The 18,421-nt window shown below is 66.5% G+C and carries 18 protein-coding genes; 7 read left to right on the forward strand and 11 right to left on the reverse strand.

Annotated elements, in window-relative coordinates; all coding sequences use genetic code 11:
• Window positions 1–92 precede the first annotated feature (92 nt).
• Window positions 93–533, forward strand: a complete 441-nt coding sequence (locus ASC89_RS09075; RefSeq protein ID WP_055884897.1) for a nucleoside deaminase — start codon at window positions 93–95, stop codon at window positions 531–533.
• Window positions 534–564: 31 nt separating this feature from the next.
• Here ASC89_RS09075 and ASC89_RS09080 read toward each other — a convergent pair whose 3' ends face one another.
• Both ASC89_RS09080 and purD read right to left on the reverse strand, forming a co-directional pair.
• Window positions 565–1,536: a patatin-like phospholipase family protein gene (locus ASC89_RS09080; RefSeq protein WP_055996954.1), complete on the reverse strand. Its 972-nt coding sequence runs from the start codon at window positions 1,534–1,536 to the stop codon at window positions 565–567.
• Window positions 1,537–1,588: 52 nt separating this feature from the next.
• A complete protein-coding gene (gene purD / locus ASC89_RS09085) occupies window positions 1,589–2,869 on the reverse strand; it encodes a phosphoribosylamine--glycine ligase (RefSeq protein WP_055884903.1) in 1,281 nt (426 codons plus the stop codon).
• 179 nt (window positions 2,870–3,048) lie between these two features.
• On the opposite strand from purD, the gene xseA reads away from it, so the two are divergent.
• Both xseA and ASC89_RS09095 read left to right on the forward strand, forming a co-directional pair.
• Entirely contained in the window at window positions 3,049–4,596 is a 1,548-nt protein-coding gene (xseA, locus tag ASC89_RS09090) for an exodeoxyribonuclease VII large subunit (protein WP_055884905.1), read from the forward strand.
• 150 nt (window positions 4,597–4,746) lie between these two features.
• A complete protein-coding gene (locus ASC89_RS09095) occupies window positions 4,747–4,971 on the forward strand; it encodes a DUF2093 domain-containing protein (protein ID WP_055884909.1) in 225 nt (74 codons plus the stop codon).
• Window positions 4,972–5,017: 46 nt separating this feature from the next.
• On the opposite strand, the gene ASC89_RS09100 is transcribed toward ASC89_RS09095, so the two are convergent.
• Window positions 5,018–6,553, reverse strand: coding sequence for a glycosyltransferase family 39 protein (locus ASC89_RS09100; RefSeq protein ID WP_055996960.1), 1,536 nt, complete (start codon window positions 6,551–6,553; stop codon window positions 5,018–5,020).
• Between the two features lie 310 nt (window positions 6,554–6,863).
• On the opposite strand from ASC89_RS09100, the gene ASC89_RS09105 reads away from it, so the two are divergent.
• Window positions 6,864–8,354, forward strand: coding sequence for a glycosyltransferase family 39 protein (locus ASC89_RS09105; RefSeq protein ID WP_162247922.1), 1,491 nt, complete (start codon window positions 6,864–6,866; stop codon window positions 8,352–8,354).
• Here the strand turns inward: ASC89_RS09105 and ASC89_RS09110 are convergent.
• The 5 genes from ASC89_RS09110 to ASC89_RS09130 are packed head-to-tail and all read right to left on the reverse strand — an operon-like array spanning window position 8,300 to window position 12,896.
• Entirely contained in the window at window positions 8,300–9,607 is a 1,308-nt protein-coding gene (locus ASC89_RS09110; RefSeq protein ID WP_055884916.1) for an O-antigen ligase, read from the reverse strand. The two genes, ASC89_RS09105 and ASC89_RS09110, sit on opposite strands and share 55 nt — an antisense overlap.
• Complete coding sequence (gene kdsA / locus ASC89_RS09115; RefSeq protein ID WP_055884919.1) at window positions 9,604–10,452, reverse strand: 3-deoxy-8-phosphooctulonate synthase; 849 nt, start codon at window positions 10,450–10,452, stop codon at window positions 9,604–9,606. The genes ASC89_RS09110 and kdsA overlap by 4 nt, the downstream gene beginning before the upstream one ends.
• Window positions 10,452–11,087: a histidine phosphatase family protein gene (locus ASC89_RS09120; RefSeq protein WP_055996966.1), complete on the reverse strand. Its 636-nt coding sequence runs from the start codon at window positions 11,085–11,087 to the stop codon at window positions 10,452–10,454. The genes kdsA and ASC89_RS09120 overlap by 1 nt, the downstream gene beginning before the upstream one ends.
• A complete protein-coding gene (locus tag ASC89_RS09125; protein ID WP_200940433.1) occupies window positions 11,084–11,902 on the reverse strand; it encodes a 3-deoxy-manno-octulosonate cytidylyltransferase in 819 nt (272 codons plus the stop codon). Before ASC89_RS09125 ends, ASC89_RS09120 begins: the two co-directional genes overlap by 4 nt.
• Before the next feature lies 1 nt (window position 11,903).
• On the reverse strand, window positions 11,904–12,896 hold the full coding sequence (locus ASC89_RS09130; protein ID WP_244488425.1) for an SIS domain-containing protein: 993 nt from the start codon (window positions 12,894–12,896) through the stop codon (window positions 11,904–11,906).
• A 127-nt stretch (window positions 12,897–13,023) separates the two neighbouring features.
• Here ASC89_RS09130 and ASC89_RS09135 point away from each other — a divergent pair, with 127 nt between their 5' ends.
• Window positions 13,024–14,304, forward strand: coding sequence for a 3-deoxy-D-manno-octulosonic acid transferase (locus tag ASC89_RS09135; protein ID WP_055996969.1), 1,281 nt, complete (start codon window positions 13,024–13,026; stop codon window positions 14,302–14,304).
• 133 nt (window positions 14,305–14,437) lie between these two features.
• Here ASC89_RS09135 and ASC89_RS09140 read toward each other — a convergent pair whose 3' ends face one another.
• Complete coding sequence (locus tag ASC89_RS09140) at window positions 14,438–14,686, reverse strand: DUF4170 domain-containing protein (protein WP_055884928.1); 249 nt, start codon at window positions 14,684–14,686, stop codon at window positions 14,438–14,440.
• Window positions 14,683–15,528, reverse strand: a complete 846-nt coding sequence (locus tag ASC89_RS09145; RefSeq protein ID WP_082533264.1) for a 3'(2'),5'-bisphosphate nucleotidase CysQ — start codon at window positions 15,526–15,528, stop codon at window positions 14,683–14,685. The genes ASC89_RS09140 and ASC89_RS09145 overlap by 4 nt, the downstream gene beginning before the upstream one ends.
• 325 nt (window positions 15,529–15,853) lie before the next feature.
• On the opposite strand from ASC89_RS09145, the gene ASC89_RS09150 reads away from it, so the two are divergent.
• Window positions 15,854–16,381, forward strand: coding sequence for a DUF6101 family protein (locus ASC89_RS09150; protein ID WP_055884930.1), 528 nt, complete (start codon window positions 15,854–15,856; stop codon window positions 16,379–16,381).
• Window positions 16,382–16,632: 251 nt separating this feature from the next.
• Here ASC89_RS09150 and ubiA read toward each other — a convergent pair whose 3' ends face one another.
• A complete protein-coding gene (gene ubiA / locus ASC89_RS09155; RefSeq protein ID WP_055996972.1) occupies window positions 16,633–17,568 on the reverse strand; it encodes a 4-hydroxybenzoate octaprenyltransferase in 936 nt (311 codons plus the stop codon).
• A 57-nt stretch (window positions 17,569–17,625) separates the two neighbouring features.
• Here ubiA and ASC89_RS09160 point away from each other — a divergent pair, with 57 nt between their 5' ends.
• Window positions 17,626–18,375: a 16S rRNA (uracil(1498)-N(3))-methyltransferase gene (locus ASC89_RS09160; protein ID WP_055996975.1), complete on the forward strand. Its 750-nt coding sequence runs from the start codon at window positions 17,626–17,628 to the stop codon at window positions 18,373–18,375.
• Window positions 18,376–18,421: the final 46 nt, after the last annotated feature.

Below are 18,421 nucleotides of genomic sequence, written 5' to 3' on the forward strand. Positions count from 1 at the left end.
GACGGGAGAATGTAGCGATGCACCGCCGCCACTGCCACGTTCTTCGCCATCACACGGTGGTTGTTCGCAACGACGGATGCTAAACACCCGCCATGCCCACCCCTATGGATCAGGCCCTCGCCCTCGCCGAAGCCGCTGCCACCGCCGGCGAAGCGCCCGTCGGAGCCGTCATCGTTGAAGGTGATCGCGTGCTCGCCGCCGAGCGCAACCGCATGCGCGAGCTGAACGATCCCACCGCGCATGCCGAGTTCCTCGCCATCCGCACCGCGCTTGCGGCGCGTGGCACTGGCCGGCTCGATGGCTGCGATCTCTATGTAACGCTCGAGCCCTGTGCCATGTGCGCCGGCGCCATTGCTCATACCCGCCTCCGCCGCGTCTACTACGGCGCCGAAGACCTGAAAGCCGGCGCCGTCGACAACGGTGTCCGTCTGTTCGAAAGTCCCAACTGCCACCACCGCCCGGAAGTCATCGGCGGGGTAGGAGCCAAGCGGTCGGGGGAGTTGCTGAAGACGTTCTTCCAGGGCCTGCGGTAGGCACCGGCCGACCAACATCACACCCAAGACCCTACCGAGCCTCGGCGCGCATCGAGTCCTGCTGCTTGGTGAGGAACGACTCGATCCGCCCATCCAGCGCACGCTTGAAGTTGTCCTTGTCCTTCTCGACATGCGCCACCAGCTCGCGCACCCGCCAGAACTCCAGCGCGCCGAAGGCGCTGAGATGCGGCCGCACGTAAACGTCGGGCGGATAGGCCGCCATCATGTGCGCCGTCAGCGAGTGCATCATGATCTGCGCCGCGCCGAACCACACATCGAGCGCCTTGTGGTTGGTCTTGTTGAGTTGTTCGGACGGGTCGCCATTGACGTCGATGCCGACGAGGATGTCGGTGTCGGCCGCCGCCTGGTCGAGTGGCAACGGGTTCACCACGCCGCCATCGACCAGGAGGTGATTGGCGAACGACACTGGCTTGAACAGGCTCGGAATAGCGATCGAGCCGGCAATTGCCTCGCGCAGCGGCCCCTCCGAGAACACCGCCTGGTGCCAGGACTGAAAGTCGGTCGCCACCACGTAGAACTTGGTTTTGAGGTCCTTGAATTCGAGCGGGAACGGGTCGGGCAGGAACGCATCCACCACCTGGCAGGCGTCGAGCTGCACGTTGAAGCCGGATTGGAAGAAGTTGCCGAGGTTGCGCACCTGCGCCCCCCACAGCCGCCCGGCGATGATCCGCATGGTCCCCAGCACCGAGAACGAGTGCTCGCGCAGTTCCGCCCCGGTCATCCCGCTGGCCCAGCCCGAGCCGATCAGCGCCCCGATCGAGGTGCCCGAGATCACGTGCGGCCTGAGCCCCATCTCGTCCATCGCCTCGATATAGGGAATATGGGTCAGCCCACGGGCCGATCCGCCGCCAAGCGCTACGCCGATCCGCGGTTCCGGCAGCGGGGCCTGACCATGGGTGTGCTCACGAAACTCGCCACGCAGGCGATCGACAATCTGCTGCCCCCGCCGCTGCAGCGGCGTCGGCTCGATCGGCGTTGTCATCTCATGGGTCACGATAAGGAGGTAGGATACGCTCTTCTCGTTTATAAGATGTTCAGGCGGGTTTCAGTTCCCTCGCCACGGCGCGCCAGCCGATATCGCGCCGGCAGAAGCCTTCCGGCCAGTCGATCCGGTCCACTTCCGCATAGGCCCGGTCCCGCGCCTCGCCGACTGTGCGGCCGAGCGCCGTCACATTCAGCACCCGCCCGCCATTGGCGATCAGCTTGCCGTCACGGCGCAGCGTGCCGGCATGAAACACCATCAGCCTGTCGTCGTCCTGGCCGTCGATCCCGTGGATCTCGCTACCCTTTTCGGGATTGACCGGATAGCCCTTGGCGGCCAGCACTACGGTCAGCGCCACCTCGTCGCTGAACTCCGGTTTCGCGGTCTTCAGCGTGCCGCGCGCCGTCGCTTCCAACAGGTCCAGCGCATCGGATTTGAGCCGCAGCATCAGCACCTGGCACTCCGGGTCGCCGAACCGCACATTGTACTCGATCAGCTTGGGCCCCCTCGGCGTCACCATGATCCCGGCGAACAGCACCCCGGTGAACGGCGTACCGCGCTCCGCCATCCGGCGGATCGAGGGCAGGATGATTTCGTTCTCGACCTGCGCCGTCATCTCCGGCGTCATCACCGGGGCAGGGGAGTAGGCTCCCATGCCGCCGGTGTTGGGGCCGCGGTCGCCGTCCCATACCCGCTTGTGGTCCTGCGCGCTGGGCAGCATCACGACGCTCTCGCCGTCGCAGAGGGCAAAGATCGAGGCTTCCTCGCCTTCGAGAAATTCCTCGATCACCACCGTCGAGCCGGAGTCGCCGAAGGCGCCCGAGAAGCAGTCGCGCACCGCGTCCGCCGCCTCCTGGATGGTCATCGCCACCGTCACACCCTTGCCGGCTGCGAGGCCATCTGCCTTGATCACGATCGGCGCGCCCTGGTCGTGCACATAGGCGAGCGCATCGCTCTCATTGTCGAACCGGCCATAGGCGGCTGTCGGCACCTTGGCTTCGTCGCAGAGCAGCTTGGTGAAGGCCTTCGAACCCTCGAGCTGCGCCGCGGCCTTTGACGGTCCAAAACACAGCAGCCCGGCCGCCCGCACATCGTCGCCCAATCCCGCCACCGCCGGCGCATCGGGCCCGATCACCACGAAATCCACCTGGTTGCCGAGCGCGAAATCGATCACCGCCTGATGGTCGGTGATATCGATCGGCACATTTTCGGCGATCTCACCGGTCCCGCCGTTCCCCGGCATCACGAACAGCTTTTCGCAGCGCGGCGACCGGGCAATCGCCCATGCCAGCGCATGCTCTCGTCCGCCCGACCCGATCACCAGAATGCGCATCAGCCATCAGCTCCGATGTTGCCGTTGATCCTCCCCGCGTTGAGGGAGGGGATGAGGCTGGACGCCTCACCCGAGGGGTGGCCCAGCGTGTGGCGCATGGCCATTTGGCGCCCATCTAGCATCTGCTCGATTGTGCCGCCACCCTTGACGGACTCGTGGCTTTCCCGCACCTCTCACCCATGCCCACACCGCTGACCAACGCCGCCGAGTTCACCGTCTCCGAGATCGCCCAGGCGGTGAAGCGCACGGTCGAAGACGAGTTCGGCCATGTCCGGGTGCGCGGCGAGATTTCCGGCTTCCGCGGCGTCCATTCTTCCGGGCACGCTTACTTCACGCTGAAGGACGAGAACGCCTCGATCGATGCGGTGGTGTGGAAGAGCTCGTGGCCGCGCCTGACCTTCAAGCCCGAGGAAGGCATGGAGATCATCGCCACCGGGCGGCTCACCACCTTCCCGCGCTCGTCCAAGTATCAGATCGTCATCGAGCAGATCGAGCCGGCTGGCGCCGGCGCGCTGATGGCGCTGCTCGAGGATCGGCGCCGGAAGCTTGCCGCCGAGGGGCTATTCGCTTCCGAGCGTAAGCGCGAGTTGCCCTACCTGCCGCGCGTCATCGGCGTCATCACCTCGCCCACCGGTGCAGTGATCCGCGATATCCTGCACCGCATCTCCGACCGCTTCCCCAGCCACGTCGTGGTCTGGCCGGTCCGGGTGCAGGGCGAAACCGCCGCCGCCGAAGTTACCGCCGCCATCAATGGCTTCAACGCTTTCGCGCCCAACGGGGCAATTCCGCGCCCCGACGTGCTGATCGTCGCGCGTGGCGGCGGCTCCATCGAGGATCTCTGGGGCTTCAACGAAGAGATCGTCGTCCGCGCCGTGGCTGCTAGCCGCATTCCGATCATCACCGCGGTCGGCCACGAGACCGACACGACACTGGTCGACTACGCTTCCGATCATCGCGCCCCCACGCCCACCGCCGCCGCCGAGGCCGCCGTCCCGGTGCGGGCCGACCTTATCGGCTATGTCGACGAAATCGGCGGCCGTCAGCGCCACGCCATGCGGCGCACCGCCTCGAACTATCGCGACCGCCTGCGCGCCGCCTCCGCCGGGCTGCCGCGTCCCCTCGATCTCGTCGCCTCGGCCCGCCAGCGCCTCGATCATGCCGCCTCCAACCTTGCGGCTGCCCTGCGCCATGCCGAGCAGAAGAAGCGCATCGAGTTCGGCCGCTCGGCCAACAAGCTGACGCCGAACCTGCTCTCCCGCCGTACCACCGAACTCACGACCCGTCTCGACAATCTCCGCCGTCGCGCCGATACCGCCGCCTCGCGCACCACCGAGCGGAAACGCGGCCTGTTCGTCGCTGCGGCGGGCCGCCTCTCACCCAAAGCGCTCAACAATGAGATCCGGCATCTGCGCAGCCGCCTCGATCCGCTCGCCGCCGCCCTCCATCCGGCTGTTGCCCGTTTCGTCGATCAGCGCCGCCGCAACCTCGACCTCGCGGCCCGGTTGCTCGAGGCAGCGGACTACCGCTCGATCCTGCAACGTGGCTTCTCGGTGGTTACCGATGCCGAGGGGCACATCGTCAAGCACACCGCCGAGGTGAAGCCGGGCGATGCCGTGCACATCCAGGTGTCCGACGGCACCATCGGCGCCACCGTCGGCAGCGGCCTGGTCGCCCGCAAGAAGGTGCGTCCGCCGCGCGACGAAGAGGGTCAGGAAAGCCTGTTCTGAGAACCGGAGCCTGTCCTGCGGATCATGCCTGTTCGAGAACCCATGGTCTGTTCTGAAAATCGCCACGAAACCCGTTCAGCTCTTGCCATTGCGCGGTTCGGGATCAGCCGGTTTCCAAGTCAGCTGATCTGACCTATATCTGGTGGTGCCATGAACATTTTCGACAAGAGCTTCAGCCCCTCCGAGGCGCAGGTCCGTTACCTCGATGCCGACTATGTCGTGCTGCGGCCAGGCAGTTTTGTTCGCTGCGCCATCACCGGCGTGCCGATCGCGCTCGACGAGCTGACCTATTGGAACGTCGACCGGCAGGAGCCGTACGCTAACGCCGACGCCGCGCACGAAGCCTATAAGCGCTACGGCCTCGGCACCCGCTGAACGGCTTCAATAAGCTGCCGGTTCTCCGCTTCGAAAGCGCCGCGACCTAGGGTCTGAAGCCGCTGGCGAGTCTCATCCGCAGCGGCACCGCCACGCGTCCCGCCTTGCTCAGGCTGATATCTTCCTGCGGCGCCAGCGCCGCGAATTTTTCGCGCAAAGCCGCATCGTCGTCGATGTGCCCCGGCATTCCGATCAGGATGGCATTCCACCCGGCATAGGCCTCGGGCGGGTTGAGATAGTCGAAATGTCGCGCGTCGCCGCACAGGCAGAGCACCGGAAGCTGCTTTCCGAACAGCGCGTTGAGCTCACCGGCCCGCACCCAGTTGAACGTCCCGATGAAGGTTCGGTCGTCCGCCGGCAACCCACGTTTCAGCAGTTCCGGACGCACCGCCTCCCAGGACAGCAGTGCGTCCGTCGGGTCGCTCCCGCCGAACAGTTGCAGCGTCTGCGCATCGAAACTGCCCCATCGCGCCTGCATCGTGACCACTGTCGCCAGCGCCGCGAGCCCGAGCGCTGTGATCACCGCGACCGCGACAGCGATCCGCCGCGTGATCCGGCTTGCATGGGCAAGCGCTTCACCCAGCAACGGGATCGCGAACAGCCAACCCGGCATCTGCCAGTGGGGCAGCCCGCGGCCGGTCAGCGTCAGCCCGGTGAAGACGAGGATCGGCAGCAGCGCCAGGCAGACCAGCAGCCAGCGCCGTGCGTTGTTGGGGCCGCCGACCATGCCGCTCACCAGGAACCATCCCAGCGGCACGGCAATCCAAGGCAGCAGGTACACCGCCTGCGACAGCAGCGATTCGATGGGGCCGAACAGCCGCACGTCGCCTCCGCCGCCGACCCGGCCACGACCGGCGTGGAAGGCGAATGACGCCCAGTCGTGCTGGCCATTCCACACCAGCACCGGCACGAAGCAGGCGACGGCGATCCCCGCCGCCAGCCACGGACCCGGCGTCAGCAGCCAGCGCCGCCCCTCGCGCGTCGTAACGAGAAACAGCAGGATGCCCAGCACCAGCAGCACGCCGTGGTATTTCGACAGCAGCGCCAGGCCCGCCAGCAGCCCGGCCAGCGCCCACAGCCCCAGCCGCCGACCTTCGCCAGGGGCGAGGACGATCTGCGCCACCACCAGTGCGGTTGCCAGCGCCGCAGCGATCAGCGGCCCGTCAGGGAAGATCAGCGCCCCATGCGCCAGCCCGAACACCGGCGCAAGGTTGAAGAGCACCATCGACCACAGCCCGGCAACCGGCCCGAACAGTCGGGCGCCCAGCGCGTAGATCAGCCACGATGACAGCGCACCCAATGCGATGAACGGCAGGCGCAGCAGCAGCAGATCTTCACTGCCCCAGAGCTTCGCCCAGCCTCCGACCAACCACAGATGCAGTGGCGGATGGTCGAAATAGCTCAGCGAAAACTGCCGTGCGATGCCAATGCTATAGGCCTCGTCCACCCCTACCGGGAGCACGGCGGCGAGCCCGATCCGGGCGATCGTCGCCAGCGCGACGACGGCCAGCGCCCAATGCGCCGCGGACGGCGCTTTGATTTCGCCGGCGGACTCGCTGTGGGGAAAGGCAGGCGATTGCATGGACGGTTGGGTCCTCGACCTGCCGCTTACGTCTATCGCGGTGTGGCTAACGATTGTCTGCCCGCAAGTCAAATTACCGTGCGGTAAGGAAAGCTAACGCGCGTCAAAGCCCTGGGGAAATACTGTCTATCGCGTAGTTCTGCACAACCCGCCGCCGCTGCCGCCTCTGGGTCACGCTGCCGCGCCCGCGCCGAAAACCATTCCGAACCGGGCTGATCCGTGGTTAGGGTGCGCCCCTTCGCGTTACTCCCCGAGTCCCATGGCCGCCGAAACCAACATCCCATTCGAGACGCCCGTCCGGACGGGTTTGGTGGGCGCCGAGGTTTTCGCATTGGTGGTGGTGCTGGCGAGCCTTGTCGCCAAGGCCTATGTGGCGTTGAGCGTCGGTCTCGACGGCGACGAGGCGTACTACGCCCTGTGGTCGGCCTATCTGTCGCCGGGTTACCTCGATCATCCACCCGCCGTCGCGCTGATGACGGCGCTCGGCCGGCTCATTGGGGGCGATACGCTGCTTGGCGTGCGCCTGCTGCCATTGCTGGCCGGCATCGCGGTGCTGGCGGCTCTCTATCGCACCGGTCGACTGCTCGTTCCCGGTCGCAGCGCCGCCGCGCTGGCCGTGGCCTGGTATTGCATCAGTCTGCAGGGCGCCGTGAACTTCGTCGCCACCCCGGATGCTCCATCGACGCTGTTCTGGACCTTGTCGCTGTGGGCCGCGGCCGAAGCCGTGGCGCGCTCCCGGCCGAACTGGTGGTTGGCCGTCGGCCTGCTTGCCGGGGCCGGCCTTGCCTCCAAATACACCAACGCCTGGTTCGGCATCGGGCTTGTGCTGTTCCTCATCGGCACGGCCGATGGCCGTCGCCAGTTCGGCCGCTGGCAGCTCTGGGCCGGCGGCCTGCTCGCGCTGCTCGTATTTGCGCCGGTGCTGTGGTGGAATTATCAGCACGACTGGCGGTCCTTCCTGTTCCAGGGCGCGCGCGTCGTCTCGTTCGAGGAGGCATTCGGGCGGCTGGTGAGCGAGTTCGTCATCAGCCAGGCCGCGGCGATGGGACCGGTCCTGCTGCTTTGCGCTCTGCTTGCGATGGGTGGTTTCTTCCTCGGCTACGGCAGGCGCGCCGGCGCCAGGCTGGCGCTGCCGGTGCTGACGACGCTGCCGCTCCTCGCCTATTTCCTCGTTCACGCTTTGCACGCCCGCGTCGAGGTCAACTGGCTGCAGCCGGTCGCGCCAGTGCTGGCCCTGCTCGGCGCAGCCTTCGTCTGCCTGTTGCCGGCGCGTCCCTTCGGACGCTGGATCGTGGCGGTCGGCAGCGCGCTGCAGCTGGTTTTTGGTTTGGCGCTGATCGGCTTTGCTTACGTGCAGGCGGTCTACCATCCGCTGGATCTGGGCTATGCCGACCGCACCCGCATGCTGCGCGGCTGGGACAAGCTGGCCGCCGAGATACGCCAGCTGGCCGAGGAGACTGGGGCCCAGGTGATCTGGACCGAGGGCAATTACCGCCTCACCGGCGAATTGTTCTTTTATGGCCGCGCCGCAGGAGACAGTCGGCCGGTCCGCGACATCGCTCCTCACCCGCGTTACGACTTCCTGCCGCCCGAAGCCCGCTACCCCACATCGTCGCCCGCCTTGCTGGTGGAAAGCGTGAGGTCCCCGGCGGCGGCCGAAGCGCTGCCGCCGCGTGCGGAGTTCTCGAACACGCGCCTCGTCACCGTGCTGAAGCGCGATGAAGGGGCAGGGCGGGGCGAAGAGTATTACGCCGTGCTTGCCGTCTCCGGCGCCACCGGCGCGTTGCCCCGGGCCGACTGAGCCGGCTCCATCGCCGCCGCCGGGACCCGGACGAAGCCGAGGATCACCATCGTCATGAACGCATATTGCACGGTGTGGAACTCGAAGCCGATCATGATGATGGTCAGCTGGAACACCGCGTAACCGACGCAAAGCGTCACCGCCAGGTAGAGGCGCGGCACGAACAGCTCGTCACGGGGTGTCCGGAACACTGCGATCACCGGGGCCACCGACAGGATCAGGAAACTGATGATTCCGGGAATTCCGGCGCCGACGGCAAAGCTCAGCAGGCCGTTGTGCAACTGCCGGAAGGTCAGCATGCGCTCTACCTCGCCGCTCGGGACGTAGGGCAGGATCGCCGGCACCATGTCGATCCAGCCATAGCCGAACAAGGGCGCACGCAGGAACGCCTGGTAGCCGCCCCACAGCATGGTCAGCCGCTCCTGGGTCGATTGATCGACAGCACCGCCGGCAATCACGTCCTGCGTCACCGAGAAACCATCCAGCGCGCGGGTCAACCCGGCCTTTGCGGCGACAAACAGCAGGATGGCGGAGAGCACCACCACCGCCCCCGCCACCAGCAGCGTCACGCCGCGATGCCGTGCCGGAGCCTTGGCCAGGGCAAAGGCCAGCGCCACGAAACCCAGCACCGGCGCTGCAATCAGCGCGCCGCGTGTGCCGCTCAACAGAGCGACCAGGATGCCGAACACGGGCCCGAGCAGGTACAGCCAGCGTCCACGTTGCTTGCTGCGGGCGAACAGCCCCACCAACGCTGTGAAGCCCAGCAGCATCGCCGTGTCGGCAAAATGGAACGTGCTCATCAGCGGTTGCCCCGCACGGTCGTAACCGAGCAGCCCGACCTGCACCGCACCCACGATGACTGCGATACCGGCGCCAGCCAGTGACAACCGGCCGATCAGCAATGCGCTGTCGACCTGCGCGTATTTTTCAAGCTGCCAACGCAGCGGCACTGCCAGCAACAATGGAGCAAAGTTGAACGCGTACAGCAGGTCCCCCGCATCTTCCGACGTGAACAGGAACGCAACCGCCGGCAGTGCTGCCGCCGTGACGAACATCACGTCGATCGGGTTGCGGCTGCGCGACCGGAACGCCGCGATCACCGATGGCGAGATCAGTACGAAGATCGCCAACAGCAGCAGGAAATAGGTGGTGAGCCGACCGACGATGCAGGGCAGGGCGAACAAAAACACGATCGTCGCCAGACAGGCCCAGCGGATGTAGCTTGGCGAGCCGCTCTTGACCGCCGCGATCATCGACCGGAGCCTCGGCCCTTGGCGATGGCGTCGAGCGCCACGAGGTCCGCCACCAGCCCGTCGATTTCACTCAACGGGATCATGTTGGCGCCGTCGGACGGCGCGTTGTCGGGGTCTTCGTGCGTCTCGATGAACACCCCGGCAACACCAACGGCTACGGCCGCCCGCGCCAATACCGGCGCGTATTGCCGTTCGCCGCCCGATGATTCGCCGCGCCCGCCCGGTTGCTGTACCGAGTGCGTGGCGTCGAAAATGACCGGCTTGCCGGTCGCGGCCATGATCGGCAGGCCGCGCATGTCGACCACCAGCGTATTGTAGCCGAAGCTGGTGCCGCGCTCGGTCAGCAGCACCCCGGAGGCGCCGGCGCTGTCGAGCTTCTGGGCCACGTTCTTCATGTCCCAGGGCGCGAGGAACTGCCCCTTCTTGACGTTGACCACGCGGCCGGTTTCGGCAGCCGCCACCAGCAGGTCTGTCTGCCGGCTGAGAAAGGCCGGGATCTGCAGGATGTCGACGACTTCCGCCACGGCAGCGCATTGCTCGCGCTCGTGCACGTCGGTGGTGACGGCCAGGCCGGTTTCAGCCTTGACCGCCTCGAAGATGCGCAATGCCTCGTCGATGCCGATCCCGCGGAAGCTCTTGGCGCTGGTGCGGTTGGCCTTGTCGAACGACGATTTGTAGATCAGCGGAATGCCGCGGCGCTCGCCCAGTTCGGCAAGAAAGCGCGCGGTCTTCAATGCGTGATCGCGGCTTTCGATCACGCACGGGCCGAGAATGAAGGCGAGCGGGAGATCAGTACCAAACCCGACGCGCCGCCCGTTCGGCGCATCGACAAAAACCTGCTGCATCAAAACAAACCTATATCGCCGGGCGTTTCGCCCGGTCGTATGTCCCACCCAACTAGTCGGAAATCGGCCCCGCTGCCGATCTCCAACACACCATAACTTCCTGTACGGAATTTGACGCCGGCACGGTTTTCCCCAGGCTTTAGGCCCATCGCCGCAAGGGCGAACCGCGCTGCTCCATTGCTGGTCACCAGCAGGATCGTTCCGCCGGGCAACTCCTCCGCCGCCCGCTCCACGAACTCCCGCCATGCCGAAAGGCGCCATTGCGCCCCAACCTCCCAGCCTTCTGGCGCTACCCAGTGTGTCTCCCACAGCGTGATGGCGTCGTTACCGATCCGGTCGATAACGGCTGCTTCCGGTTGGCCTTCATCCGGCCCGTGGTCGATCTCGGTGAGGAATGCCGCAGTTTCGATCGGCTGCCCCGCTGCGATAGCTTCGGCCGTCGTCCGTGTTCGCTGCAGCGCGCCGCTCAGCACCCGATCAAACACGATACCGTTCGCCGCAAAATGGCGGGCCAGCGCCTCGGCCTGCGCCACCCCCGCCGCGGTCAGCGGCAGGTCGGTGCGGGCGCCGATTCGACGCGGCGGCTCGCCGGGCTCGAAGGTGTTGCCATGCCGGACAATCACCAGCCGGGTCATGCGCGCCAGTCGACGAACGGATCGCCGAGCTCCCCGATCAGCCGTTCCGCCCGCTCCACGTCGGCTGGGCTGTCGACGCCGCTCATGGTGATCCGCCCCGGCTTGACGATCACCGCGCGGATATCGAGCCCGAGCTCGATCAGCCGCAACTGCTCCAGCCCCTCGAGCTGCTCGTACGCCGATTGCGGCGCCGCCTCGAAGGCCTCGAGCGCCGTCGTCCGGTAGCAATAGAGCCCGATATGCTGCAGCACCGGCGACAGCGGTCCCGCCGCGCGCAGCTCCGTTGGCTTTCGCATGAACGGCAGCACCGCCTTCGAGAACCACACCGCCCGCCCGGCGCCATCGCGGATGCAGGTCGTGCCGCTCGCCGGTGTCGTCTGCTTATGTTCGATCAGCGCGTCGAGCCGCGCCCAATCCAGTTGCACCACCGGCGTCGTCACGTCGGCCGTGGAACCCCGTGCCGCCTCGACGATCTCGACGATGTGCTCGGGCGCGGTGAACGGCGCATCGCCCTGCAGGTTTACCACCAGCCCCGCCGAACGCCCCGTCGCCTTGAGTGCCGCCAGCGCCCGTCCGGAGCCCGAGCTGATCGCGCTCGCCGTCATCACCGCCTCGAGCCCGAGGCCACGCGCCACCGCGAGGATGCGCTCGTCGTCGGTCGCCACCAGCGCTTCGGCGTCGCCGAGCTGCCGCGCCGCGGCGATAGCGATCGCCGCCACCCGCTCCAGCAGCATACGTCCGGCAATGGGGTGAAGCGGCTTGCCGGGCAGCCGGGTCGAACCGTAACGGGCCGGAATGACGATGAGGTCGCTCACCTCAGACGAGGCCGACGCGCAGGCAATCGTGCACATGCACGATGCCGACCGGCCGCTGGCCGTCCATGGCAAAGATCGCGGTGATCCGCGGCGTCAGGGTGGTCATCTGCCGCAGTGCTTCGCTGAGCAAGGCGTCGGCGCCGATGGTGCGCGGCCCGACGGTCATCACCGCTGCCGCCGTTTGCTGCAGCAGCCCATCGGCCATATGTCGGCGCAGGTCGCCATCGGTGATGATGCCGAGCAGGTCGCCGGCCTCGTCCACCACGCCGGTGCAGCCAAAGCCCTTCGACGTCATCTCGAGGATCGCCGCCGCGACGCTCGCTTCAGCGCCGACCAGCGGCAGCTTGTCATTCCGGTGCATCACCTCACCGACGGTCAGCAGCGCACTGCCGAGCGTGCCGCCGGGGTGGAAGACATGGAAATCGGCTGCCTGGAAGCCGCGCCGCCGGAGCAGCACCACGGCCAGCGCATCGCCCAGCGCCGCCATCATCGTTGTCGACGTGGTCGGCGCCGCGGTGATCTCGCACGCCTCGCGCGCCTCGGGCAGCGTCACCACGATATTGGCCGCCCGCCCCAGCCGCGAGTCCGGCCGCGCCGTGAGCAGCGCCAGCGGAATATCGAAGCGCACACAATAGTTGGCGAGGTCGGACAGTTCGGCCGTATCGCCCGATTTCGAGAACATCACCACCACATCGGCAGTGGTGATCATGCCGAGGTCGCCATGACTGGCGTCGCCGCCATGCACGAACTGCGCCGGCGTGCCGGTCGAGGCCAGCGTCGCTGCAACCTTGCGCGCGATATGCGCGCTCTTGCCGACACCCGAAAGGATGACCCGCCCCGGCGCCCGCTGGATCAGCTCCACCAGCGCCACGAAGGCGCCGTCGAGCCCGGCGGCCAGCGCCTCGAGCCCTTCGGTTTCAAGCCGGATCGCGGCGCGCGCCTCATCGAGAGCGAGCTGCTGCAGACGCGCATCGTTGGCAATAGGATAGCGCACGTGAGGACCCGGCCCGCGCCTTGCTGAAGACATGCCGTGGCTTATCAGCAATCGCTTGGACGTCGCAAGGTTGTGCGCCGCGGGCGGAGCGGCTAGTCAGCAGGGCAGGGCAGTTGGAGTAACCCGCGTGACCGAAACCGTGCCGTTTCGATGGAAAGCCTATGGTGGGCTCGTCACGGCGGCATCCTGGCTGCACTACGCCGTGCTGTCGCGCTTTTCCAGCAGCGACGAGGGCGGCGCCGCCTGGTTCGCGAAACGGCTGAACCCCACGCTGCCGCAGCCGGCGGCCGGCAAGCGCATCTGGATTCACGCCGTCTCCGCCGGTGAAACCAAGGTCGCCGAGCTGCTCCGCCAGCGCCTGCTCGAGCAGGATCCCAAACTCTCGATCGTTCTCTCGGCCACGACTTATTCAGGCTACGCCCGCGTCCGTGCCATCGCCGGCGAGGCCGCGAGCTTCATCATGCCGCTCGATACGCTTGAGGCGCAGCGCCGCATCGTCGAGACCATCCGGCCCGATCTGCTGGTGCTGGTCGAATCCGAGTTCTGGCCCGCCCAGTTTGCCGCCGCCGAGGCCGCCGGCGTCCCGGTGGCGGTGGTCAACGCCACCATGTCGCCCCGCAGCTTCGCCCGTCACCAGCGCAACCCTGCCGTTGCCAACCGCACCATCGCCAAAGCGCAGCACATCTATGCGCAGGACGAGGCTATCGCCGCCCGCTATGCCGAACTCGGCGTGCCACGTGATCGCATCGACGTGCTGGGCAACCTGAAGCTCGTGCCGCTCAACCGCGGCGGCGCGGCGAGCAAAGACGCACCGCCACTCATTGTCTTCGGCAACGTCCATCGCGACGAGGTTGGAGTGCTCGCCCCGGCGATCGCCGAACTGCGCATCAGACGTCCCGAGGCAAGGCTGGTGCTGGTGCCGCGCTATCCCGGCAAGATCCCCGGCGAAGTGCTGAGCGCCAGCTTGGGCGCCGACCTCGCCATCGTTGATAATGCGGCCGCCATCACCGGTGCCGGCGGTCTCGTCTGGCTCGATGAGATGGGAACGCTCGGCAAAGTCTATGCCCGCGCCGGTATCGGTGTGGTTTGCGGCACTTTCGCGCCGATCGGCGGCCACGACCTCAGCGAACCCCTGCATCTGGGTGCCGCCAGCCTTTACGGCCCGCATATCGAGCGGCAGCAGCCGCTGCACGAAGCGCTGTCGGCGATCGGCTGTGCGGTACAGGTCAGTGGGGCGGACGAACTGCCTCAGGCAGTGCTGGACCTGTTGGACGATGAGGCGCGGCGGCGCGAGATGATCGACGCTTTCCGCAACGTGACGGAGCAGGCGACCGAACGGTTGGACGCGCTGGCGTCGAGCCTGGTTGCGCAGGTCGCGAAGCCGGCGAGGGCTGACCCCCACCCTTGATCCCTCCCCCTAAACAAGGGGAGGGAGACGATCGCCTCGATGTCTGTGGGAGGGTCTCCCTCCCCATTCTTAGGGGGAGGGGGCAGGGGTGGGGGTCAGCCCGCGCCGGCTAATCAGATCACCCGAAAGTAGCTTACTCGTCGTCTTCCGGATTCAGCAGGCGGTGCAGGTGCACCACGAAATAGCGCATCTCGGCATTGTCCACCGTCAGCTGCGCCTTCTGCTTCCACACCGCGTGTGCCGCGGCATAGTTCGGATAGACCCCGACGAGGTCGACCGCATCCAGGTCCTTGAAGACGATGTCTTCGCCCTTTTCCACTTCGCCACCGATGACGAGGTGCAAGAGCTGCTGCTTGGGCTCGGGTTTCTTGGTCTTGCTCACGGCTTCAGACGCTCCAGATCGACTTCCTGTGGCTGCGGGCAGCCATAGACCTTGACCAGCGCCGCATGTAACGGCGCTTTTAGCGAAGGCTCTGCCAGCGCCGCAAGCGCCCCATGCCGGGTTTCCGGGCGATTGAAGCGCAAGGCACCTATGCACACATCCTCAAAGCTCACGCCTGCTTCGCTGAGAATGCACGCCGCCCCCGCGACATCCCAGTCGCGCGCGCCCCGCCGGCTCACCGCGGCGTCGAGCCCGCCGCCGGCCACCTGCACCAGCTGATAGGCCAACGACGGAAAGAACGGCCCGCGCGAATAGTCGAGCCCGGCCGCCTGCAACGCCTGGTGCACCGCGCCCGGCGCCGGGATCAGCGGCGCCGTCCGGCCCGGGTGGCGCTGTCGCACCAGCGGCTTGCCGTTGAGCCGGGCGCCATCGCCGACCGCCGCGTCATACATCTCGTCGCGCACCGGTGCGTAGACCACGCCGGCAATCGCCACGCCGTCCTCGACCACTGCCAGCGACACCGTCCAGCTGTCCTCGCCGCGGATGAAGCCGCGCGTGCCATCGATCGGGTCGACCACGAACACCCGGCGGTGGCTTAGCCGTTCAGGGTTGTCGACGCTCTCTTCGCTCAGCCAGCCATAATCGGGGCGGGCAGTGAGCAGCGCCGAGTTGAGGAACTTGTCGAGGACGATGTCCGCCTCGCTCACCGGCGAGGCGTTCTCCTTGGTCCAGGTTTTCAGGTCTTTGCGGAAATAGCCAGCCGCGATGATCCCCGCAGTGACGGCGGCCGAGCGCAGCAATTCGCGATCGTCGGCAGCAGTAGTCGGGGCGGCGTTGAGCATCAGGTTTCCGGGTTATTTGCTGGCCGTGCTTCTAGGCGCATCCCCCGACCGGAACAAGACCGCAGATGCTGCGAACGCCCGGTTTGCGCCGGCCTGCGACGGATACTTAGCCTCACAACGGGCTTGCCCGCAGCCAAGTGGTTAAAGCTAAGCAAGCACACGCACTTAAGACTGCGTTACACCCGGTGACGACCCGCTAACCCTTCGCAAAACAACCTAAACTTAACCCAGTTTCTTAAGCGGGGTGGCAAGGCGGGCGGGTAGATTGGGGGCATCAAAGAGGGCGGCAAAAACAAGCTCTCGAGAGTTGACAGGAAGGCTTATCATGCAGGGTCGTGTTGGGATCGACGGGTCGTCGGTTGTCATGTTGTTCGGTGAGGGCCGTGCCCCGCGGACACGTCCGCTGACTGCCAAATATTTCGGTCCGGCCAACGACAACGGCCCCAAGGATCCCGTGAAAACCGTGACGGTGCGCAAGACGCTCGAAAAGAGCGGCGTCGCCATCAAGATCAAGGTGCCGGTCGACGAGTTCATCGGCGTTGCCGTCTCGACCTCGATCACCGAAGAAGGTGTGCTGTCGAGCGCCATCGAGCTGGTGCACGGCGATCCCGACCTCAACTACCGGGTGTTCGAAGAGATCGGCAATTCCAGCGTCGTCGCCGAGTGGCAGAACTGGGGCAAGAAGCTCCGCCTGCCACTGTTCATCAAGGCCGGCGACGGCAACCTCCTCCCCTATTCGCAGCAGGTCGATGGTGTCGCCCTCGGGTTGAAGCATGACCGCCGCCGCCTCGCCGCCGACGCCGAGCGCCGCCCGCGCTTCCTCAACCGCCGCAAGCCCGGCGAAGCCTCCTGATGCAACCTTTGCGGCGATGAGCCGTTCTTAGGAAGACAAAGCCGACAGCGATCCCATGCACGTTTGAACTGTCGGAAAGACAAGTAGCGACCTCCAAAACTTAAGCTCGAGCCGGGGTCGATCCAGCAATGGATCGGCCCCGCTTCCTATCCTCCCCCGCGTGGCGCGGTCACGGATGAGCGCCATAGGCGCTCACCGTTGGGGGACCAGCGAAGCTGGTGGAGGGGGCGGCCCAGTACTCGGTTGCGCAGCTAAACCACCAGCTCGAGCAGCAGTGCAGCGGTGAACGCCAGCCCGACCCAGTGATTGGCCCGGAACCGCACCAGCGCATTGGCCGGGTTGTGCGGCTCGAGCGTACGGACCTGCCAGCCGAGGATGCCGATCACCGAGAGCATGCCGACGAGGAACGGCCAGCCCGCTCCAACCATCAAGCCCGCCGCCACCCACAGCACCACCGTCGCCGCATAGAACAGCGCTACCAGCAGGCGCGCCCGCCGTCCGAACAGCCGGGCGGTGGATTTCACCCCGACCAGCGCATCGTCCTCGATGTCCTGCAGCGCGTAGATGGTGTCATAACCGATGGTCCACAGGATCCCGCCGACATAGAGCAGCAGCGGAGGCAGGGCGAGCGACCCGGTCTCTGCGGTCCAGCCGACCAGCGCTCCCCAGTTGAACGCCAGCCCGAGGAACAGCTGCGGCCACCAGGTGACCCGCTTCATGAACGGGTAGATCGCCACCAGCACCAGCGAGGCGACGCCGAGCATCACCGTAGTGGCGTTGAATTGCAGCAGTACCACGAGGCCAACCAGCGCCTGCAGCACCAGGAACAGCGCTGCCTGGCGCTTGCTCACCTGGCCGGAGGGAATTGGCCGCGAACGGGTGCGGGCCACCTTCATGTCGATGTCGGTGTCGACGATGTCGTTGAACGTACAGCCCGCCCCCCGCATCGTCACCGAGCCGATATAGAACAGGACGAGCGCCCACCAGTCGAAGCCGCGCGCCGGCTCGGCCAGCGCCGCCAGCGCCAGCGCGAAGCCGCACGGCCAGAACAGCAGCAGCAACGGTAGCGGCCGGTCCCAGCGCGCCAGCCGCCCATAGGGCTTCAGCCACTCGGGTGCGTAGCGGTCGAGCCAGTTGCCGCGGCTGGCGTCCGCTACGGTACCTGTTGCTTTTTCAGGGGTTTGCATCGTCGGTCTTGTATGCCTTGATGGCCGTCGGCCACTTCCTTTGTCACGCGTACCACGATGCCCAGATCGCACAAGACCCTCCCACGCCTCTATATCGAGGCGCCGCTCGCCGCTGGCGCGATGCTCGAGCTCGGTCGCGATCACACCAATTACCTGGTGAGCGTGCTGCGCATGAAAGCTGCCGATGCGCTGGTGGTGTTCAACGGCAAGGACGGCGCCTGGCTGGCGAAAATCGTCAACGATCATCGCAAGGGCGCTACCCTCGAGCTGGTGGTGCAGACCCAGCACCAGACCCCGAAATCCGACCTCTGGTTGGGCTTTGCGCCGCTGAAGACCGGCCGCCTCGACTACCTGGTGCAGAAGGCCACCGAGATGGGTGCCGGCGCCATCCAGCCGGTGATCACCCGGTACACCCAGGTGTCGCGGCTCAAGGCCGACAAGCTCCAGGCCAACATCATCGAGGCGGCCGAGCAGTGTGAAGTGCTCAGTGTCCCGACGCTTGCCGAGGAAATCGGGCTCGCCGACCTTATTGCCCACTGGCAGCGTGACCACGGTCTCCGCCGCCTGATCTTCGCCGATGAGAGCGCCCCGAGCCACGCCCCCAATACCCAGCTGCTGGACCTCGAGGGCCTGCCCGTCGGCATCCTGGTCGGACCAGAAGGCGGCTTCTCCGACGACGAGCGGACGCTGCTCCTCGCGCAATCCTTCGTTATTCCGATCAGCCTTGGCCCGCGCATTCTGCGCGCCGATACCGCAGCCGTGGCTGCCCTGGCGGTGGTTCAGTCAACCATCGGCGATTGGCGATAAAGCCCATTGCATTCGGAGCGCGGCTCAGTATTGTCCGCCGCGCCCG

It is taken from the genome of Devosia sp. Root413D1 (genome assembly GCF_001425235.1).
Lineage (GTDB): Bacteria > Pseudomonadota > Alphaproteobacteria > Rhizobiales > Devosiaceae > Devosia_A.

What these genes read in the sequence shown, in the direction of transcription:
- ASC89_RS09075 (WP_055884897.1), top strand. Translation starts at nt 93, where the DNA reads ATGCCCACCCCTATGGATCAGGCCCTCGCCCTCGCCGAAGCCGCTGCC.
- ASC89_RS09080 (WP_055996954.1), bottom strand. Translation starts at nt 1,536, where the DNA reads ATGACAACGCCGATCGAGCCGACGCCGCTGCAGCGGCGGGGGCAGCAG.
- purD (WP_055884903.1), bottom strand. Translation starts at nt 2,869, where the DNA reads ATGCGCATTCTGGTGATCGGGTCGGGCGGACGAGAGCATGCGCTGGCA.
- xseA (WP_055884905.1), top strand. Translation starts at nt 3,049, where the DNA reads ATGCCCACACCGCTGACCAACGCCGCCGAGTTCACCGTCTCCGAGATC.
- ASC89_RS09095 (WP_055884909.1), top strand. Translation starts at nt 4,747, where the DNA reads ATGAACATTTTCGACAAGAGCTTCAGCCCCTCCGAGGCGCAGGTCCGT.
- ASC89_RS09100 (WP_055996960.1), bottom strand. Translation starts at nt 6,553, where the DNA reads ATGCAATCGCCTGCCTTTCCCCACAGCGAGTCCGCCGGCGAAATCAAA.
- ASC89_RS09110 (WP_055884916.1), bottom strand. Translation starts at nt 9,607, where the DNA reads ATGATCGCGGCGGTCAAGAGCGGCTCGCCAAGCTACATCCGCTGGGCC.
- kdsA (WP_055884919.1), bottom strand. Translation starts at nt 10,452, where the DNA reads ATGCAGCAGGTTTTTGTCGATGCGCCGAACGGGCGGCGCGTCGGGTTT.
- ASC89_RS09120 (WP_055996966.1), bottom strand. Translation starts at nt 11,087, where the DNA reads ATGACCCGGCTGGTGATTGTCCGGCATGGCAACACCTTCGAGCCCGGC.
- ASC89_RS09145 (WP_082533264.1), bottom strand. Translation starts at nt 15,528, where the DNA reads ATGCTCAACGCCGCCCCGACTACTGCTGCCGACGATCGCGAATTGCTG.
- ASC89_RS09150 (WP_055884930.1), top strand. Translation starts at nt 15,854, where the DNA reads ATGCAGGGTCGTGTTGGGATCGACGGGTCGTCGGTTGTCATGTTGTTC.
- ubiA (WP_055996972.1), bottom strand. Translation starts at nt 17,568, where the DNA reads ATGCAAACCCCTGAAAAAGCAACAGGTACCGTAGCGGACGCCAGCCGC.
- ASC89_RS09160 (WP_055996975.1), top strand. Translation starts at nt 17,626, where the DNA reads ATGCCCAGATCGCACAAGACCCTCCCACGCCTCTATATCGAGGCGCCG.